This is a genomic window from Saccharopolyspora sp. NFXS83 (assembly GCF_026241095.1).
Lineage (GTDB): Bacteria > Actinomycetota > Actinomycetes > Mycobacteriales > Pseudonocardiaceae > Saccharopolyspora_C.
Genome location: NZ_JAPFGB010000049.1, coordinates 1 through 17,116 on the forward strand (window position 1 = coordinate 1; position 17,116 = coordinate 17,116).

General features: G+C 71.8%; 17 protein-coding genes and 1 pseudogene. 13 read left to right on the top strand and 5 right to left on the bottom strand.

From position 1 onward, the window contains the following. From OOZ19_RS29565 to OOZ19_RS29585, 5 genes are all read left to right on the top strand, one after another. A partial coding sequence (locus OOZ19_RS29565; protein ID WP_416309526.1) for a glycoside hydrolase family 2 TIM barrel-domain containing protein occupies positions 1-3,785 on the top strand: 3,785 nt, incomplete at its 5' end. 515 nt (positions 3,786-4,300) lie between these two features. After that, entirely contained in the window at positions 4,301-5,068 is a 768-nt protein-coding gene (gene tsaB / locus OOZ19_RS29570) for a tRNA (adenosine(37)-N6)-threonylcarbamoyltransferase complex dimerization subunit type 1 TsaB (RefSeq protein ID WP_266093477.1), read from the top strand. After that, entirely contained in the window at positions 5,065-5,559 is a 495-nt protein-coding gene (rimI, locus tag OOZ19_RS29575; protein ID WP_266093463.1) for a ribosomal protein S18-alanine N-acetyltransferase, read from the top strand. The genes tsaB and rimI overlap by 4 nt, the downstream gene beginning before the upstream one ends. Continuing rightward, positions 5,556-6,614 carry a tRNA (adenosine(37)-N6)-threonylcarbamoyltransferase complex transferase subunit TsaD gene (gene tsaD, locus OOZ19_RS29580; RefSeq protein ID WP_266093464.1) on the top strand — a complete coding sequence of 353 codons (1,059 nt, stop codon included), beginning with the start codon at positions 5,556-5,558 and terminating at the stop codon, positions 6,612-6,614. Before rimI ends, tsaD begins: the two co-directional genes overlap by 4 nt. A 25-nt stretch (positions 6,615-6,639) precedes the next feature. Next, positions 6,640-7,338 (top strand): GNAT family N-acetyltransferase, encoded by a 699-nt coding sequence (locus OOZ19_RS29585; RefSeq protein ID WP_266093465.1) that lies wholly within the window; start codon positions 6,640-6,642, stop codon positions 7,336-7,338. On the opposite strand, the gene OOZ19_RS29590 is transcribed toward OOZ19_RS29585, so the two are convergent. Continuing rightward, the gene (locus tag OOZ19_RS29590) at positions 7,292-8,212 is read right to left on the bottom strand and encodes an AraC family transcriptional regulator (protein WP_266093466.1); all 921 of its coding nucleotides are present in this window, start codon (positions 8,210-8,212) and stop codon (positions 7,292-7,294) included. The two genes, OOZ19_RS29585 and OOZ19_RS29590, sit on opposite strands and share 47 nt — an antisense overlap. A 209-nt stretch (positions 8,213-8,421) precedes the next feature. Then, the gene (locus OOZ19_RS29595) at positions 8,422-9,534 is read right to left on the bottom strand and encodes a glycerate kinase (protein WP_266093467.1); all 1,113 of its coding nucleotides are present in this window, start codon (positions 9,532-9,534) and stop codon (positions 8,422-8,424) included. A gap of 187 nt (positions 9,535-9,721) precedes the next feature. Between OOZ19_RS29595 and OOZ19_RS29600 the strand changes: the two genes are divergently transcribed. The 8 genes from OOZ19_RS29600 to OOZ19_RS29635 all read left to right on the top strand — a co-directional run bounded on the left by OOZ19_RS29600 (position 9,722) and on the right by OOZ19_RS29635 (position 16,411). Then, positions 9,722-10,003: a thiamine-binding protein gene (locus tag OOZ19_RS29600; RefSeq protein WP_266093468.1), complete on the top strand. Its 282-nt coding sequence runs from the start codon at positions 9,722-9,724 to the stop codon at positions 10,001-10,003. A gap of 55 nt (positions 10,004-10,058) precedes the next feature. Then, positions 10,059-10,409 carry a helix-turn-helix domain-containing protein gene (locus tag OOZ19_RS29605; RefSeq protein ID WP_323055196.1) on the top strand — a complete coding sequence of 117 codons (351 nt, stop codon included), beginning with the start codon at positions 10,059-10,061 and terminating at the stop codon, positions 10,407-10,409. A gap of 91 nt (positions 10,410-10,500) precedes the next feature. Then, positions 10,501-10,998 (top strand): 2-oxo-4-hydroxy-4-carboxy-5-ureidoimidazoline decarboxylase, encoded by a 498-nt coding sequence (gene uraD / locus OOZ19_RS29610; protein ID WP_266093469.1) that lies wholly within the window; start codon positions 10,501-10,503, stop codon positions 10,996-10,998. After that, positions 10,995-11,315, top strand: coding sequence for a hydroxyisourate hydrolase (uraH, locus tag OOZ19_RS29615; protein WP_266093470.1), 321 nt, complete (start codon positions 10,995-10,997; stop codon positions 11,313-11,315). Before uraD ends, uraH begins: the two co-directional genes overlap by 4 nt. Positions 11,316-11,322: 7 nt before the next feature. After that, the gene (gene pucL, locus OOZ19_RS29620) at positions 11,323-12,213 is read left to right on the top strand and encodes a factor-independent urate hydroxylase (RefSeq protein WP_266093471.1); all 891 of its coding nucleotides are present in this window, start codon (positions 11,323-11,325) and stop codon (positions 12,211-12,213) included. A 247-nt stretch (positions 12,214-12,460) separates the two neighbouring features. Continuing rightward, positions 12,461-13,834, top strand: a complete 1,374-nt coding sequence (locus OOZ19_RS29625; protein WP_266093472.1) for a nucleobase:cation symporter-2 family protein — start codon at positions 12,461-12,463, stop codon at positions 13,832-13,834. Positions 13,835-14,065: 231 nt separating this feature from the next. Next, positions 14,066-15,034 (top strand): glycoside hydrolase family 43 protein, encoded by a 969-nt coding sequence (locus OOZ19_RS29630; protein ID WP_266093473.1) that lies wholly within the window; start codon positions 14,066-14,068, stop codon positions 15,032-15,034. Positions 15,035-15,349: 315 nt separating this feature from the next. Continuing rightward, positions 15,350-16,411: a S8 family serine peptidase gene (locus OOZ19_RS29635; protein WP_266093474.1), complete on the top strand. Its 1,062-nt coding sequence runs from the start codon at positions 15,350-15,352 to the stop codon at positions 16,409-16,411. A gap of 45 nt (positions 16,412-16,456) precedes the next feature. Here the strand turns inward: OOZ19_RS29635 and OOZ19_RS29640 are convergent. From OOZ19_RS29640 to OOZ19_RS30230, 3 genes and pseudogenes are all read right to left on the bottom strand, one after another. After that, positions 16,457-16,585 (bottom strand): annotated as a pseudogene (locus OOZ19_RS29640) (DUF397 domain-containing protein); the annotation flags it as partial. Between the two features lie 76 nt (positions 16,586-16,661). Continuing rightward, on the bottom strand, positions 16,662-16,844 hold the full coding sequence (locus OOZ19_RS29645) for a DUF397 domain-containing protein (RefSeq protein ID WP_266093475.1): 183 nt from the start codon (positions 16,842-16,844) through the stop codon (positions 16,662-16,664). After that, positions 16,837-17,046, bottom strand: coding sequence for a Scr1 family TA system antitoxin-like transcriptional regulator (locus OOZ19_RS30230; RefSeq protein ID WP_416309527.1), 210 nt, complete (start codon positions 17,044-17,046; stop codon positions 16,837-16,839). The genes OOZ19_RS29645 and OOZ19_RS30230 overlap by 8 nt, the downstream gene beginning before the upstream one ends. Positions 17,047-17,116: the final 70 nt, after the last annotated feature.

The following is a 17,116-nucleotide window of genomic DNA, read 5'->3' on the forward strand; positions in this document are numbered from 1 at the left end:
CCGCGCGCCATCCCCAGCTCATCCCGGCAGGAACGTCCGCCCGCATCCGGGCGCTGACGCCGCTGGCCGTGCTGCTCGTCGCGGCGGGCCCGCTGAGCCCGCCCGCGCAGGCCGCGCCGGTGGACGGCCCGAGCGGCCCGGCCGCCGTCGAGTCCTACTTGGACGATCCGGGGCGCACCGGGGAGAACCAGGAACGGCCGCACGCGCTGCTGCGCCCCTACGCCGACGCGGAGCAGGCGGTGCGCGCCGCTCAGCACGACCTCGACGCGGAATCCGACGAGCCGACGCCGTGGACGTTGCCGCTCACCGGCCCGTGGCACTTCGGCTACGCCGACCATCACCGCGATCTGCCCGCCGGGTGGCAGCACGGCCGCGCGGACTGGCCGGAGACCGAGGTGCCGGGCGTGTGGCAGCAGCAGGGCCACGACCGCCCGATCTACCGCAACGTGCCGTCGGAGGTCGCGCCCTACGACCCGCCGAACGCGCCGGACGACGTGAACCCGACCGGTGCCTACGTGCGCGAGTTCGAGGTGCCGGACGACTGGGACGGCAGGCGGCAGCTGCTGCGCTTCGAAGGCGCCACCAGCGGCTGGTTCGTGTGGGTCAACGGCCGCTACGTGGGCTACGACCAGGGCGGCTACACCCCGGCGGAGTTCGACGTGACCGAGCACCTCATCGAGGGGCGCAACACGATCGCCGTGCAGGTGCACCGCTGGGGTTCGGGCAGCTACCTGGAGAACATGGACTTCTGGCACCTGTCCGGGATCTTCCGCGACGCGCACCTCTACAGCGTGCCGCGCACGCACCTGGAGGACGTCACGATCCGCACCGAGCTCGACGACGCCTACACCGACGCGACGTTGCGGCTCGGCGTGGACGTGCGCAACGACGCGGGCTCGGTCGGCGCGCACGAGGTGCGGGTCGCGCTGCACGACCCGGAGGGCCGCGAGGTGGACCGGTTCGCGCAGGGCGTGGACGTCACCGGACCGGGCGCCTCGGTGGAGCTGGACCGCCGCGTCCGCGCGCCCCGGTTGTGGAGCGACGAGACCCCGGACGTCTACACCGCCGTGGTGCAGCTCGTCGACGAGCAGGGCCGGATCGTGCACACCACGCAGCAGCCCGTCGGGTTCCGCGAGGTCGAGGTGCGCGACGAGCAGTTGCTGCTCAACGGGAAACCGGTCGACCTTCGCGGCGTGAACCGCCACGAGCACGACCCGGCCACGGGCCGCACCGTGAGCCGGGACCGGCAGCGCGAGGACGTCGCGCTGATGCGGCAGCACAACATCAACGCGGTGCGCACCTCGCACTACCCGAACGATCCGTACTGGTACCGGCTGGCCGACGCCAACGGCCTGCTGCTGGCCGACGAGGTCGACATCGAGACGCACTACCGCGAGGACTGCACGGCGGCCGGCGATCAGGACTGCCTCGCCGACCGCCCGGAATGGCAGGCGGCGTTCGCGGACCGCTTCGACGCGCTGCTGGAGCGGGACAAGAACCACCCGAGCGTGATCATGTGGGACACCGGCAACGAGGCGGGGCTGGGCGCCGCGCACTACGCGATGGCCGAGCACGCGCACGCCACCGACCCGACCCGGCCGCTGTACCACCAGTCCAACTCCCCCGACGGGGACGCGCCGTTCGCGGACGTGTGGGGCCCGCGCTACCCGTCGCCGAAGCACCTGCGCGAGATCGCGGAGCGGACGACGAAGCCGGTCGTGATGGGCGAATGGCTGCACGCGATGGGCAACAGCCTCGGGCACTACGAGGACATGTGGCGCACCATCCGCGAGGATCCGTCGTTGCAGGGCGGTTTCGTGTGGGACTGGGTGGACCAGGGCCTGGTCCGGCCGCTGCGGATCGCGCCGGACTCCTCCGGCAACGGCGTCCCGGTGCACTACGGCGGCAATCCGAAGCCGGTGCCTGGCGTGTCCGGGCAGGGGATCGAGTTGTCCGGCCTGGACGACTGGGCGGAGGCCTACCGCGATCCGGCGTTGGAGATCACCGGCCGGGCGGTCACCTTGGACGTCCAGGTGAAGCCGCTGTCCTGGCAGGGATCCGGCACGTACCTGTCCAAGGGCGACAAGCAGTGGGCGTTGCAGATGCCGGACGCCGAGCACGTCGAGTTCTTCGTCTACGGCGAGGATTCGTGGCACACGGCCCGCGTCGAGGTCCCCGACGACTGGTGGGGGCAGTGGCACCGGCTCACCGGCGTCTACGACGGGTCGCAGGTGCGGCTGCTGATCGACGGCGAGGAGGTCGCGACGCAGCCGTACTCCGGCGAGATCGCGTCGAACACGATGTACGCGGTGTCGGTGGGCCGCAACCAGGAGAAGCACGCGGATTCGTTCGCGGGCCGCACCGCGCACGCCGTGGTGGACTCGGCGCGGATCTACGGCCGGGCGCTCAGCGATGAGGAGCTCGCCGCCGATCCGGCGCGGGAGGCGGCGCTGGCGCTGAACTTCGACGAGGAGCGGCAGCAGGGCACCTTCCACGACTACGGCTCGTCGAACTTCCTGGCCAACGGGCTGATCAACGCGGATCGCACGCCGCAACCGGAACTGGCGCAGCTGGCCTACAGCCACGCCCCGGTGCGGTTCGAGGACGCGGGGGCGCCGGGCCGGTTCACCGTGCGCAACCTGAACCACACGCTGTCCACCTCGGCCTACGACCTCAGCTGGCGGCTGGTGGAGGCGGGCGAGGAACTCGCGAGCGGCGAACTCGACGTCGAGGTCCCGGCGGGCGCGGCGGAGCACGTCGAACTGGACCTGCCGCAGGCCGGGAAGACCGAGCGGTTCCTGGAGTTGCGGGCGCGGCAACGCGTCGACGCGCCGAGCCTGCCCGCAGGGCACGTCGTGTCCGCCGAGCAGTTGCCCGCGGGCGGCACCGAACCGGCGCCCGCCCCCGTCGAGAGCCCGCCGCCCGGCCGGGTGGCCGTGGACGGCGGCACCGTGTCCGGGCCCGATTTCCGCTACGAGTTCGACGAGCGGACGGGCGCGCTGAGCTCGATGGCCGCGGACGGCGTGCAGCGGCTGGTCGCGGGGCCGGAGCTGGACGTGTTCCGGGCGCCGACGGGCAACGAGTGGAGCGACTGGAGCGGCATCGAACCCGAGGCGAAGTTCCGCGCCGCCGGGCTGGACCGCCTGGTCACCCAGGTTCTCGGCTTCGACGCCACCGCACTGCCGGACGGCCGCGCGCGGATCACCGTCGACACCCGCTCGGCCGCGCCGGACGTGCGCGGTGAAGGCTTCGGCAGCCGCTGGACCTACACCGTGGACGGGTCCGGGGCGGTCGCCCTGGAGCACACGGTGGAGGCGTTCGGGCCGCTCACGAGGGCCCTGCCGTGGCTGCCGAGGGCCGGGTTCGCGCTGCGGCTGCCGGAGTCGTTCACCGACCTCGACTGGTACGGGCGCGGCCCCGGTGAGTCGTACCCGGACCGGTTCGACGCGCAGCCCGTGGGGCGCTGGTCGTCGACGGTGGACGAGCAGTGGTTCGACTTCCTGCCGCCGCAGGACAACGGCGTGAAGATCGGCACGGCGTGGGCGCTGCTGTCCGGTCCCGACGGCGGGCTCCAGGTGTCCGGCGAGGACCTGGCGGTCGCGGCGGAACGGCACTCCAACACCGAGCGCACCGACTTCGCCCACCAGCTGCGTCAGGACCCGTTCGTGACCTTGCACGTCGGCTCGGTCACCGGGCTCGGCGACACCCCGGTCCCGGTGCAGGACCAGTACCGGATCCGAGCCGACGTCCCGCACACGACCTCCGTCGTGCTGCGACCCAGCTGACGGTTCGGAGGCGGTCGTGAAGCCTTCACCGGTCGGGCGTGTGCTTGCTGGTCGTCGAGCCGGGTTCGGCTTCGCCTTCGGGGTGCGTTCAGGAGCCTTCCCCGTTTCGGGCGTCCGATCGCTGCGATGCGCGGAAGGTCGCGGCGAACCCCACGAAGAGCGCCTGCGGCGAAGCCGTGCCTCGCGGCCGAAGGCCGTGCCTGGATGCGCGAAGCGCATAGCCCACTCCACAAGCCGCTCACCGGCGGGTTCTCAGCGGCTTCCTCGCGAGGACAGCATTTTTCCTCGTGGCGGAGCCACTTGGAAAAATGATCCCGCAGCGAGGAAGCCGCTGAGGTTCCGCTACCCGGACACCCCAACCAGAAGAGCCGTGGAAGCAGTCAGCAAAGAAGACCTTCCACCGCACCACACCAGCCACACACCCAACCGGGGAAGGCCCTGAAGCCCCACCCGGCTCTCCGCAGCTCAGCACCCACGAAACCCCGATGACCAGCGATGACGTAGTCTTTTCCGCTGTGCTCGTCATCGCGCTGGACACTTCGACGCCCGCGGTCACCGCTGGGCTGGTCGCCTTGGACGGCGGCGGGCCCCGGCCACTCGCGCAACGCGTGACGGTGAACGCGCGGGCGCACGGCGAACTGCTCACGCCGCACCTGATGGCGGCCGTCGCCGAGGCCGGTCACCGGCTCGCCGACGCGGACGCGATCGTCGTGGGCTCCGGTCCCGGACCGTTCACCGGGCTGCGCGCGGGCATGGTCACCGCCGCCGCGCTCGGGCAGGCGCTGGACGTGCCGGTGCACCCGGTGTGCAGCCTCGACGCCATCGCCGCCGCCGTCCCGGACGGTGCTGCTGGGCAGGGCGTCGTCGCCGACATCGGCGAGCCCGGCGCCGCCGTGTCCGGTGCCTCCGCGGGCGGCCTGCGGTTGCTCGTCGCGACCGACGCGCGGCGCAAGGAGGTCTACTGGGCCGCCTACGGCACCGACCGCGAACGGCTCACCGGCCCGCACGTGCACCGGCCCGAAGACGTGCCCGCCGAGATCGACGGCCTGGACCTGGACTTCGCCGTCGGCGAGATGGCGGCGCCGCACCGGGAGACCTTCGGGCTCGACGTGCTAGGCACCGAGTACCCCACTCCCACGGGCCTGGTCGCCGCCGCGCGCCACGACCTGCAGAGCGGCGCGGAGCCGACGCCGCCGGTCCCGATGTACCTGCGGCGCCCGGACGCCACCGCGCCGGGACCGCGCAAGCAGGTCAGCCCCGATGATCGGCGGGGAACGGCATGAGCGCCCCCTTCGTGGCGAAGCTGCGCCGCAGCGACCTGAAGCGGTGCGCGGAGCTGGAGCAGGTCTTGTTCCCCGGCGACGACCCGTGGTCGCTGGAGTCGTTCGTGGCCGAGATCGACCGCGGGCACCACTACCTCGGCGCCTACGACGCCGACGAGAACCTGATCGGCTACGCGGGCCTGTCCTTGGCGGGCCGGCCGCCGGAGGTGGACGCCGAGGTGCACACCATGGCCGTCGACCCGGCGCACCAGGGCCACGGCGTCGGCGCGGCGCTGCTGCGCAGGCTGCTGGCCCGCGCCGATGAGCACCGCGCCACCACGTTCCTCGAAGTGCGCACCGACAACGACCCGGCGATCGCGCTGTACCGCAAGCACGGGTTCGAGATCGTCGGCCTGCGCAAGCGCTACTACCAGCCCTCGGGCGCGGACGCGCACACGATGCGCAGGCCCGCGGCCGAATCCCCCACCGCGGAGGGAGGTGGTCCGTCGTGACCACCACCGACCGGATCGTGCTCGGCATCGAGAGCTCCTGCGACGAGACCGGTGTCGGCCTGGTGCGGCTCGGCGCGGACGGCTCGGTCGAGCTGCTCGCCGACGCCGTCGCCTCCAGCGTCGACGAGCACGCCCGCTTCGGCGGGGTCGTGCCGGAGATCGCCAGCCGGGCGCACCTGACGGCGATGACGCCGACGATGCGGCGCGCGCTCGACGAATCCGGGCTCGAACTGTCCGATGTGGACGCCATCGCGGTGACCGCGGGACCGGGCCTGGCCGGGGCGCTGATGGTCGGCGTCGCCGCGGCGAAGGCCTACTCGGTGGCGCTGGACGTGCCACTGTACGGGGTGAACCACCTCGGCGGGCACGTCGCCGTGGACACCTTGCAGCACGGGGCGCTGCCGTCGCGGTGCCTCGCGCTGCTGGTCTCCGGCGGGCACAGCCAGCTGCTGCTGGTGGAGGGCGTCGCGGAGCGGATCACGCAGGTCGGTTCCACCATCGACGACGCCGCCGGGGAGGCCTACGACAAGGTCGCCCGGATCCTCGACCTGCCCTACCCGGGCGGTCCGCCGATCGACCGGCTGGCGAAGCAGGGCGACCCGAAGGCGATCTCGTTCCCGCGCGGGCTCACCGGCCCGCGCGACTCGCGGCACGACTTCTCGTTCTCCGGCCTGAAGACGGCGGTGGCCCGCTGGGTGGAGGCCGAGCAGCGGGCGGGCCGGGAGATCCCCGTCGCCGACGTGTGCGCCTCGTTCCAGGAGGCCGTCGCCGACGTGCTCACCGCCAAAGCGGTGCGCGCCGCGCAGGACCTCGAGGTGGACACGCTGGTCATCTCCGGTGGTGTGGCGGCGAATTCGCGGTTGTCGGCGCTGGCGGCGCAGCGCTGCGCGGCGGCGGGCATCACGCTGCGGGTGCCGAAGCCCCGGCTGTGCACGGACAACGGCGCCATGATCGCCGCGCTCGGCGCGCACGTCGTCGCCTCGGGCGCGAAGCCGTCCCCGCTGGACCTCGCCGCCGCCCCCGGCCTCCCCGTGGACACCATCGTCGTGAACTGACGTGCCGAGCGGGGAGGAACCGGCGATGGATCGCGGCACCGGGGCGCTCGACGATCCGGTCGGCGAGTCGCTGCGCGGCCACCACGCCCACCTGGCCCGCCGGGTCGGTTCGGCCGCCACCTACCTGCCGGACGTCACCACGTTCGCGGCGGTGCCCGCCGATCCGGGCGCGGCCGAGTGGGCGGACCTGGCCCGGTTGCTCGGCAGCGGGGAGCTCGCCGACCTGTTCAGCAGCCCGGCGACGCCGCCATCGGACTGGGAACCGGTCTTCTCCCTCTCCGCGCGGCGGATGGTCGGCCCGGCCGACGGGCTCCCGGACCAGACCGCCGGAGCCGCGCCCGTCGTGGAGCTCGGCCCCGGCGACGTCGCCGACATGCTCGACCTCGTCGCCCGGACCGAGCCGGGACCGTTCTGGGCGCGCACCCGCGAACTCGGCACCTACCTGGGCGTCCGCGACGAGGGCGGCGCGCTGGTCGCCATGGCGGGCGAACGGCTCCGGCCGCCCGGCTGGACGGAGATCAGCGCCGTCTGCACCGCCCCGGCGGCCCGGGGGCGCGGGCACGCCGCCCGGCTGGTGCGCGCGCTCGCCGCCCGCGTCCGGTCGCGCGGCGAACGCCCGTTCCTGCACGTCGCCGAATCCAACACCGCCGCCATCGCGCTCTACGAACGCCTCGGCTTCACGACCCTGGAACCGGTGACCTTCCGCGGGTTCCGGGTTCCCTGACGGCCGGTCGGCTCTCGACGCGTTCCACCGGGACCCAGAGTTCGGCGGCGGCGTGTTCGCCGTCCGCCGAGAGCCGGGTGCTCAGCAGTTCCGGGCCGGGCCTGCTGCGGTACGGGTTGGACGGGAACCACTGGGTGAACACGTCCCGCCACAGGTATTGGATCGAGTGCGGCATCGGGCCGGAGCTCTCGAACACCGCCCACGTCCCGGCGGGCACCCGCAGCGAGTCGAGGTCGTCCGGCCCGGCGGCGCTCGCCGCCACCCCGTGGTGGTAGTCGAGCGTGGTCCCTTCCTCCCGGCTCTCGTCGAGGTCGTCGGTGGCCGCGATGATCCCGGCCGGTTCCTGATCGGACAGGCCGGCGATGCGCCGCACCTCGTCCGCGCCGATGCTCTTGATGTGCTCGACGATCGCCGGGTTCATCCCCTCGTGGACGAGCGGAACCCTGGCCTTCTTGCCGACGATGAAGAACTCGTCCCGCTCCGCGATCCGGTACCGCATGCTGCTGCTCCCTTCGACTACGAGCCGGAAGGAGATCCGCTGCTGGGAGCGCAGCGCGGCACCGTCGCGCCGCGCCTCGCCGGGCCCGACGCCGTGCATCGCGCGGAACGCCCGCGCGAACGCCTCCCCGGAGCCGTAGCCGTGGCGCACCGCGACGTCGAGCAGCGCGCGCTTCCCGCCGAGGACCTCGGCGCCCGCGAGGGTGAGCCGCCTGCGCCGCACGTACTCCGACAGCGGCATCCCCGCCAGCGCGGAGAACATCCGGCGGAAGTGGTGCTCCGACGTCGCCGCGATCCGCGCGAGCTCGGCCACGTCGATCTGCTCGCCGAGGTGCGCCTCGACGTGCTCCAGGGCCTCGTTCAACCGCTCCAGCACCGGGATCTCCTTCCGCTTGCGCTCACCACGCTAGGGAGACCGCACCCCACCGCACCCGACATCCCGTGCCCGATCCGGTCGGGTGCGCAGGCGAAGCGGGTGAACGGACCGTTCGCCCGATCCTGTTGGACGAACGGTCCGCTCACTCCGGAGGATCAGCGCCGATTCCCGTCTCGGCCGGGTGTGTCGGCGGTGCTGGACGTGCGCCGTCAGGCGAGCCACTTCGCCGCGACGTGACCGGCGAGCACGGGCAGCAGGGCCGCTGCTTCGCGGATGCACCGCTGGGGGTCGGGTTCGACGTCGGTGAGGGCGAAGACGTCGGCGAATCCCGCCTCCCGCAGGCGTTCCGGTGCGAGCGTGCAGCGCCCGGCGACGGCGATGACGGGGATTCCGGCCGCCGCCGCTCGCTCGGCGACGACGGCGGGGCCTTTGCCGTGCAGCGTCTGCTCGTCCACCGAGCCTTCGCCGGTGATGACCAGTGCGGCGCCGGGCAGTGCCGCGTCGAAGCCGACGAGTTCGAACACCAGGTCCGCGCCGGGCCGCTGCCGCGCGCCGAGCACGGCGAGCGCCGCGTAGCCGACTCCGCCCGCCGCGCCGGCACCCGGTTCACCGGCCGCCTCTCGCCCGCCCGCGCGGGTCACTGCTCCGGACCAGCTGCGCAGCGCGGAGTCGAGCAGCCGGACCTGGGTGGGGTCGGCGCCCTTCTGCGGCCCGTACACGTGCGCGGCGCCGTGCTCCCCGAGCAGCGGATTGTCCACATCGGACGCAAGCACGATGTCGGCTTCGGCCAGGCGCGGGTCGAGACCGGAGAGGTCGACGTCGGCGAGCTCGACGAGTCCCCCACCGCCCGGCGGAAGCGGCCGTCCTGCGTCGGCGAGCAGCCGGGCGCCCAGCGCCGCGACCATGCCCGCGCCGCCGTCGGTGCAGGCGCTGCCGCCGACGCCGAGCACGATGGTGCGGGCTCCGGCGTCGAGCGCGGCGCGGATCAGTTCCCCGGTGCCGAAGCTGGACGCGGTCATCGGCGCGAGCTCCCGCGTGGGCAGCAGCGCCAAGCCGGAGGCGGAGGCGAGTTCCACGACGGCCGTGTCGTCGCGCAGCGCGAACTCGGCGGTGAGCGGTGCGCCCACCGGGCCGGTGACCCGCGCCTGCATGCGGCGGAACCCGGTGGCGATGGCCGCTTCCACGGTGCCGTCGCCGCCGTCTGCGATGGGTGCGAGCCGCACCTCGACCCCGGGCAGTCCCGCGGCGAGCGCGCTCGCGACATCCGGGGCGGTCAGCGACCCCTTGAACTTGTCCGGCGCGATCAGGACGGGACCGGGCACAGTGCTCTCCCTCGGCTCACGGTGGTTACCCGCACATTTCACCCGACTCGCCCGATCAGCGGAACCCCATCCGGTCGCGTTCAGCGGACCGGGATGCCCTGCGCGACACCGCTTCCGGCTGCGGGTGGCCGGTGTTGCCCGGCCCGTACAGTGTGCGCACCGGCACCCGCTCCTTCCGGAGGCCCGCATGCACCCGACCGATCCGCAGGTCACGGCCGCGGCCGACCAGCAGGTCACCGCGGAGTTCACCACCGAACCGTTCCACGGCGAGGGCGAGCCGCCGCAGCACGCGGTGGCCGCGCGGGACCGGTTGCGCGAGGCGGGGCTGGAACCGGATTTCGGCCCGCTGGGCACGTCGGTCACCGGAGCCCGCGACGCGGTGCTGCCCGCGATCTCCAGTGTCCTCGATTCGGCGCTGGCGTCGGGCGCTCACCGGATCACCCTCCAGGTCACCGTCGACGAGTCCTGAGCACCACCGCCCCCTGCGCAGAACACGCGCGACGGCACCCTCTTACGCTGTCCGGGTGCATCCGCTCGCTTCCGCGATCGCGCCGTTGTTGGCGCAGCTCGGCGCTACCGCGGTTCCCGTCGAGGACCGGGAACCGAGCGACGTGCTGCTGTACTGGGAGGGCGCGCCCGCCGTCGCCGTCCGCTTGCCGGGCGCGGAGTTGACCAGCGCGCTGGACCGGCTGATCGCCGAGGTGGAGGCGGAGCTCGGCGCGGCGTTGCCGGAGCTGCCGAGGGCGGACAAGCAGCGCGCGGTGCGGCTGCTGGAGGAGCGCGGCGCGTTCACGTTGCGCAAGTCGGTGGAGTCGGTCGCGAAGGCCCTCGGAGTCAGCCGGTTCACCGTCTACAACTACTTGAACCGCGAATAACAGCCTCCTCCACCTGCAACTTCAACAAAGTGTTGACACCACTGGGTGCTGGTCGTAGCTTTTCGTCTCATCCGAGCGCGATGGGAACACCATGTCAGCACCCGACCGGTTCAACGGCCTGCCCAAGACCGAGCTCCTGCTGGAACTGCGGGCCTGCCTCGACGTCCCGCGCTGGGCGGAGGGGCTGTCCGACGCCCGCCCCTACGCGACCGCCGAGGACGTCCTCACCCGAGCCGACGCCGCCGCCCGCGAACTCACCGCCGACGAGATCCAGGCCGCGCTCGCCGCGCATCCCAGGATCGGCGAGCGGGCCGACGGACACGACACGTCGTCGACCTGGTCCCGCTCCGAGCAGTCCGGGGTGGACTTCGGCGATGATGCGCTGAAGTCCGCGCTGCGCGCGGAGAACGCCGAGTACGAACGCAGGTTCGGCCACGTGTACCTGGTGTGCGCGAGCGGCCGGAGCGGCGCGGAGCTGCTGGCCGTCCTGCGCTCCCGCATGCACAACGATCCGCGCACCGAGCTGGGCGTGGTGGCCGACGAGCTGCGCAAGATCGCGTTGCTGCGCTTGGAGAAGGTGATCGCATGAGCGCCGTCACGACGCACGTGCTGGACGCGGCGCTGGGCCGCCCGGCCGCCGGGATCGCGGTGCGGCTGGAGGGCGCGGACCTGGTGGCCGACGGGGTCACCGACGACGACGGCCGCATCGGCGACCTCGGCCCGGAGGCGCTCCCAGCGGGCGACTACCGGCTGACGTTCGACACCGGCGCCTACTTCGCCGCGCAGGGCACCGACACCTTCTACCCGCGGGTGCAGATCACCTTCCGCCTCGCCGATCCCGCTCAGCACCACCACGTTCCGCTGCTGCTGAGCCCGTTCGCCTACTCCACCTACCGAGGGAGCTGACCGCCCGATGGGCATCGTGTTGGGACCGAACCAGTACGGCAAGGCAGAGATCCGGCTCGTCGCGGTGGATCGCGACGGCAACCGCCACGGCATCCGCGACCTCACCATCGGCACCTCGCTGCGCGGTGAGTTCGACTCCACCCACCACACGGGCGACAACTCGAACGTGCTGCCGACGGACACCCAGAAGAACACCGCCTACGCCTTCGCGAAGCAGGCCCCGATCGGCGAGATCGAGGATTTCGCGCTGCGGCTGGGAAAGCACTTCGTGACCACCCAGGAACCGGTGCGGGGCGCGCGGATCCTCGTCGAGGAGCACGCGTGGGAGCGCATCGAGGTCGGCGGCTCCGGCCACGACCACTCGTTCCGGCGCGGCAGCGACGAGAAGCGCACCGCGGCGGTCACGTTCGACGGCGACACCGCGCACGTGGTGACGGGCTTGAAGGACCTGGTGGTGCTGAAATCCACCGGCTCGGAGTTCTGGGGCTATCCGAAGGACGAGTACACGACGCTGCCGGAGACCTCGGACCGCATCCTGGCGACGGCGGTCTCGGCGCGGTGGCGCCACCTCGGCACCGACGTGGACTGGGCGGCGAGCTTCGAATCGATCCGCACGACGTTGCTGGAGGCGTTCGCGACGACGCACAGCTACGCGTTGCAGCAGACGTTGTACGCGATGGGCGAATCCGTGCTGGAGCAGCATCCGCAGGTGGCCGAAGTGCGGTTGTCACTGCCGAACAAGCACCACTTCCGCGTTGACCTGGAAGCGTTCGGCTTGGCCAACGACAACGAGGTCTTCTTCGCCGCCGACCGCCCGTACGGCCTGATCGAGGGCACCGTGACCCGCGACGACGTCGATCCGGCACCACTGGCCTGGTACAGCACTCCGGAGTTCTGAGCCGACTCCCACCGATTCGCCCGCGGGGCGAATCCTCGTCGATCCGCTCGCCCGCGGACGAACCACCTTTCACCGAGCCGTTCTTCCGGCACCGAATTCCGCAATCGATCCGCCGATTCGTGCTGCCGTGAAACGGCCGCTCATCGGCGCCGAAGAATTGATCCGGCGGACACGCGCCGAAACTCGCGGAAAATCGCCGCCCGGTAGGAAATCAGCCGAATCCCTTCCCATGGCCGAGGAGTCCTCGATGGCCTTCAAGAAGCACGCCGGCACCGATGTTCACCCGGTGGACGAACTGCCCGCCCCCGGCAGGCTGGTGGCCTACGGCGTCCAGCACGTGGCCGCGATGTACGCGGGCGTCGTCGCGCCACCGCTGATCATCGGTGAGGCGTTGGGGCTGTCCGGGGTGCAGCAGACCTTGCTGATCGGGGCGAGCCTGCTCACCGCCGGGCTGGCGACCTTGTTGCAGTCGCTGGGGATCTGGCGGATCGGGGCGCGGCTGCCGTTCGTCAACGGCGTCACGTTCGGCGCGGTCGCCCCGATCCTCGCGATCATCGCGCAGCCCACCGGGGAGAACCCGCTGTCGGTGGTCTACGGCGCGGTGCTGGTGGCGGGGGTGCTGGCGTTCCTGGTCGCGCCGTACTTCTCGCGGCTGGTGCGGTTCTTCCCACCGGTGGTCAACGGCACCGTGATCACGCTGATCGGGTTGTCGCTGATGCCGGTGGGCATCGGTTGGATCGCGGGGCAGGATTCGGCGGCTCCGGACTACGGCTCCCCCGGCCGCATCGCGCTGGGCGCGGTGACCTTGGTGCTGGTGCTGCTGTTCAACCGGTTCCTGCACGGGTTCTGGAACCGCATCGCGCTGCTGATCGGCCTGGTCGCGGGCACGGTGATCGCATGGCCGCTCGGGCTGGTCGACACCTCGACGTTCGAGCAGGCGCCGATCTTCAGCCTGCCGGTGCCGTTCGCACTGGCCGCGCCGAGCTTCAGCGTCAGCGCCACGCTGTCGCTGTGCGTGGTGATGCTGGTGGCGATGATGGAGAGCACCGCGGACATGATCGCGCTCGGCGAGATCGTGGACCGGCCCGCCGACGAGCGCACCATCGCCGCCGGGCTGCGCGCCGACGGTGCCGGTAGCGCGCTGAGCGCCGTGTTCGGCGGGTTCACCTGCAGCGCGTTCGCGCAGAACGTGGGGCTGGTGGCGCTCACCCAGGTCCGCAGCCGGTTCGTGGTCGCGGCCGGTGGCGGCGTGCTGGTGCTGCTCGGCTTGTTCCCGGTGGTGGGCGCGGTGGTCTCGCTGGTGCCGCAGCCGGTGCTGGGCGGGGCGGCGCTGGTGCTGTTCGGTTCGGTCGCGACCAGCGGCATCCGCACCCTCGGGCGCGCGGATCTCGGCGACCCGTTCCAGGCGTTGATCGTGGCCGCGTCGCTGGGCATCGGCCTGGTTCCCGTGGTGCAGCCCGATTTCTACGCCCAGGCCCCCGATGCCTTGCGCACGGTGCTGGATTCCGGCATCAGCACCGGCTGCCTGGCGGCGCTCGCCCTCAACGCCCTCTTCCACCGCCGCGGCCCGGAGCAGCCTGCTGATCACGCTGCGCCGCTGCGGGCCGATCCGGGTGAATGACCCGTTTCCCCTGACCGGATGAGCCGTTCTCCTGGCCGCACTCCAGGTGGACGGCCTATCCGAGCTCGCGAGCGGATCACCGGCTACCGCGAAACCGGCCGTCCGCCCGCGGGGAGGCCCGGTCGGGTGTCACTCGTGGGGTGAATGTGGCCAGCGAGGCGAACGGGGCGCCGGTGCACTGGTGCGGTCACCGAAGGAGGGGCCGTGCCGCGAAAGTGCCGACACATCAGCTTGACCACTGCCATTCTGCTGCTGCTCATGTCACCGACCGCGCTGGCGCGCGAGCGAACAGAGGAAGCGGACGTGGCCCGACAAGTGATCGCCCGGAACTTCCCCGATCCCGACGTCTTCACCCACGGCGGAACGCACTACGCGTACGCGACGAACACCGCCGGGTACAACGTGCAGCTCGCCACCGCGACCGACGCGACGGGATCGTGGGAGCAGCGGGCCGACGCGCTGCCGCAGCTGCCGCCGTGGATCGGCCCGTCCGAGACGGGCAGCCTCAACGTGTGGGCGCCGGACGTGAGCGCCCGCGACGACGGCACGTTCCTGCTGTACTACACCGCCCACCACGCGCCCTCCGGCCGCCAGTGCATCGGCGCCGCCGTCGCCGGTTCCCCTGAGGGGCCGTTCGTCCCGACCGGGCCGGAGCCGCTGATCTGCGCTCCCGGCCAGGGCGACGTGATCGACCCGGGCAGCTTCATCGACGACGACGGCAGCCGCTACCTGCTCTACAAGGACTCCCGCGGCGCCCGCGCCCGCAGCGGCCCGTCGACCATCCACATGCGCCCCGTCGCCGCCGACGGCCTCACGCCCACCGGCGCGGACGTGTCGCTGCTGAGCGCGGGCCGGCCCGAGGAGTCCGGTGTCGTCGAGGCCCCCACGCTGCTGCGCAGGCCGGGCGGATACGTGCTGCTGTTCTCCGGCAACACCTTCGACAGCGGTGACTACTTCACGAACTACGCGACCGCTCCGAGCCCGACGGGCCCGTTCACGAAAGCGCCCGGCGCGTTGCTGAGCAAGGAGACCTTGGGCGGTTCCGTGCGGAATCCGGGCGGCCAGGACGTGTTCGCCGACGACGGGCTCATCGCGTTCCACGGCGACCTCCCCGAGCCGCCCGGTGATCGGGGGCTGTGGATCGCGGGGCTGAGCTGGGACGGCCTGAATCCCGTGCTGTCGCAGGAAATTTCCTCTTGAACGATCATGGCAATCCACCCGATCGTGCAGTGCTCGACCAGTTCTGCGCGGACACCTCCACGGCTATCGTTCCGATCAGTCCCCTCCGATGGCGCGCGATCTCCTTGCGAGGCAACCGGATGGGGCAAGGGAGGGAGCGGACCCGATGTCCTCTGAGGACATCGGGTCCGTTTTATCCGATCGGCGCTGCTCTGTTCGCAGTAATTCGCTGAACCGAACAGCGGCTTCTGGACTCGGTCATGTCTCGGGACGAAACGTCGATCGTCAGGCTGTCGTTAATCGCCTGAACTTTTCGCCGAAACCCAGGAGCAGCCCATGCGTTTACGGGCCCTCGCAGTCACGGTCGCCGGCCTGACGGCATTAGCCACGCCGTCCGCCTCAGCAGCCACCACCAACGATCCCTTGGCCGGCCAGCAATGGGGGCTCGACCAGATCCACGCCGAGCAGGCGTGGCAGACCAGCACCGGCGCCGGGCAGGTCATCGCCGTCGTCGACACCGGCGTCGACCTCGGCCACCCCGACCTCCGGTCCCAGCTCGTGCCGGGCGCGACGTTCGCCTGCGGCGGCGGCCCCGCGCCGTGCGGCGACGGCGACTGGGTCGGCGGTGACGGAGTCGGCCAGGAGACCGACGTGCACGGCACCCACGTCGCCGGAATCGCGGCGGCAGCCGCGAACAACGGCGTCGGCGGAGCCGGAGTCGCCCCCGACGCGAAGATCATGCCGGTGAAGGTGCTGGAGAACGGTTCCGGCGCGTTCAGCGAGATCGGCGCGGGCATCCGCTACGCCGCCGACAACGGCGCCAACGTGATCAACCTGAGCCTCGGCGCGCAGCCCGGCACCCAGCTGCTCACGCTGCTCGGGATCGAAGCGGACGCGAAGGACGCCATCGAGTACGCCCGCTCGAAGGGCGTCGTGGTCGTCGCCTCGGCGGGCAACGAGACCGCGCCGCTGTGCGACACCCCCGCGTGGGAGAAGGGCGCGATGTGCATCGCGGCCACCGACCGCGCGGAGAAGAAGGCCTCCTACTCCAACTTCGGCTTGAAGCTGGACATGATGGCCGTGTCCGCGCCCGGCGGCGCGGGAGATGACGTCTGCACCGATGACGTGATCTCCACCGTGCCGCGAGGCATGGGCACGCCGAAGTGCGGCAACCCGGACTACGACGCGCTGGCGGGCACCTCGATGGCCGCCCCGATGGTCGCCGGTGCCGCGGCGCTGCTGACGGCGCAAGGCCGTCCCGCCGAGCAGGTGGAGCAGGTCCTGATGGACACCGCGCACACCCCCGGCAGCGACAACACCGGGCAGTTCAGCCTGCTCACCGGCCACGGCGTCATCGACGCCGCGGCGGCCGTGAACACTCCGGTCGCGCAGCCCTGAACCCGTCGGTGGGCGGCCCCAGCCGGGTGGCCGCCCACCGCGCGCTCACCGGTCGAATCGACCGGACTTGAGGCCGCGCAAGAAGAATCCCCACTGCTCGCCGGACACCGCGAAGTGACCGGCTGCCGGATCCTTCGAATCCCGCACCGCCGTGGACTCCGGTAATAACGAGACCTCGACGCAGTTGTACTTGTCGCTTCACGTGCTCCTCCGCCAGGTCGCTTCGCCCATCGGTCGGCCTCCGCTCCGCTCAGCCGTCGTAGCGTCCCGACCTCAGCTCCGACAGGAACCGCGCCCACTGCCGTGCCGGTACGGATAAGTGTCCGGCAGCTCGATCCTTGGAATCCCGTATCCACGCGGAATCCCAACCCACCGCGACCTCGACGCAGTTGTGCCACTGGTTGCTCCTCGAACTTTTCCGCCACTCACCCACCGGTCAGCCTCTCCGCCGCTTGCGTGATCAGGTCGACCGACTCTCGCTCCGCCAGCGCGACCTCGTCCAGCCTCCTGCAGGTTTCCACAGCAGGCTTCAAATCGGCAGGTTCCGTCAAGCACACGGCAAATCCCTGCGACTCCGTGAACGCGTAAGCCGTTCCGCCGGCGAGCTCGAACAAGGTGAACGAACCGTCTAACAACTCGTTTCAGAATGAGGTTGGTAGTTGGCGGTAGCAGATGAGGGCGCAGCCGAGTTGGAGGAGTCCGAGG

Bases quoted from the DNA above. Each gene is read 5' to 3' on its own strand.
- rimI (WP_266093463.1), top strand. From the start codon at position 5,065: ATGAGCGCCCCCTTCGTGGCGAAGCTGCGCCGCAGCGACCTGAAGCGG.
- OOZ19_RS29585 (WP_266093465.1), top strand. From the start codon at position 6,640: ATGGATCGCGGCACCGGGGCGCTCGACGATCCGGTCGGCGAGTCGCTG.
- pucL (WP_266093471.1), top strand. From the start codon at position 11,323: ATGGGCATCGTGTTGGGACCGAACCAGTACGGCAAGGCAGAGATCCGG.
- OOZ19_RS29600 (WP_266093468.1), top strand. From the start codon at position 9,722: ATGCACCCGACCGATCCGCAGGTCACGGCCGCGGCCGACCAGCAGGTC.
- uraD (WP_266093469.1), top strand. From the start codon at position 10,501: ATGTCAGCACCCGACCGGTTCAACGGCCTGCCCAAGACCGAGCTCCTG.
- uraH (WP_266093470.1), top strand. From the start codon at position 10,995: ATGAGCGCCGTCACGACGCACGTGCTGGACGCGGCGCTGGGCCGCCCG.
- OOZ19_RS29635 (WP_266093474.1), top strand. From the start codon at position 15,350: ATGCGTTTACGGGCCCTCGCAGTCACGGTCGCCGGCCTGACGGCATTA.
- OOZ19_RS29625 (WP_266093472.1), top strand. From the start codon at position 12,461: ATGGCCTTCAAGAAGCACGCCGGCACCGATGTTCACCCGGTGGACGAA.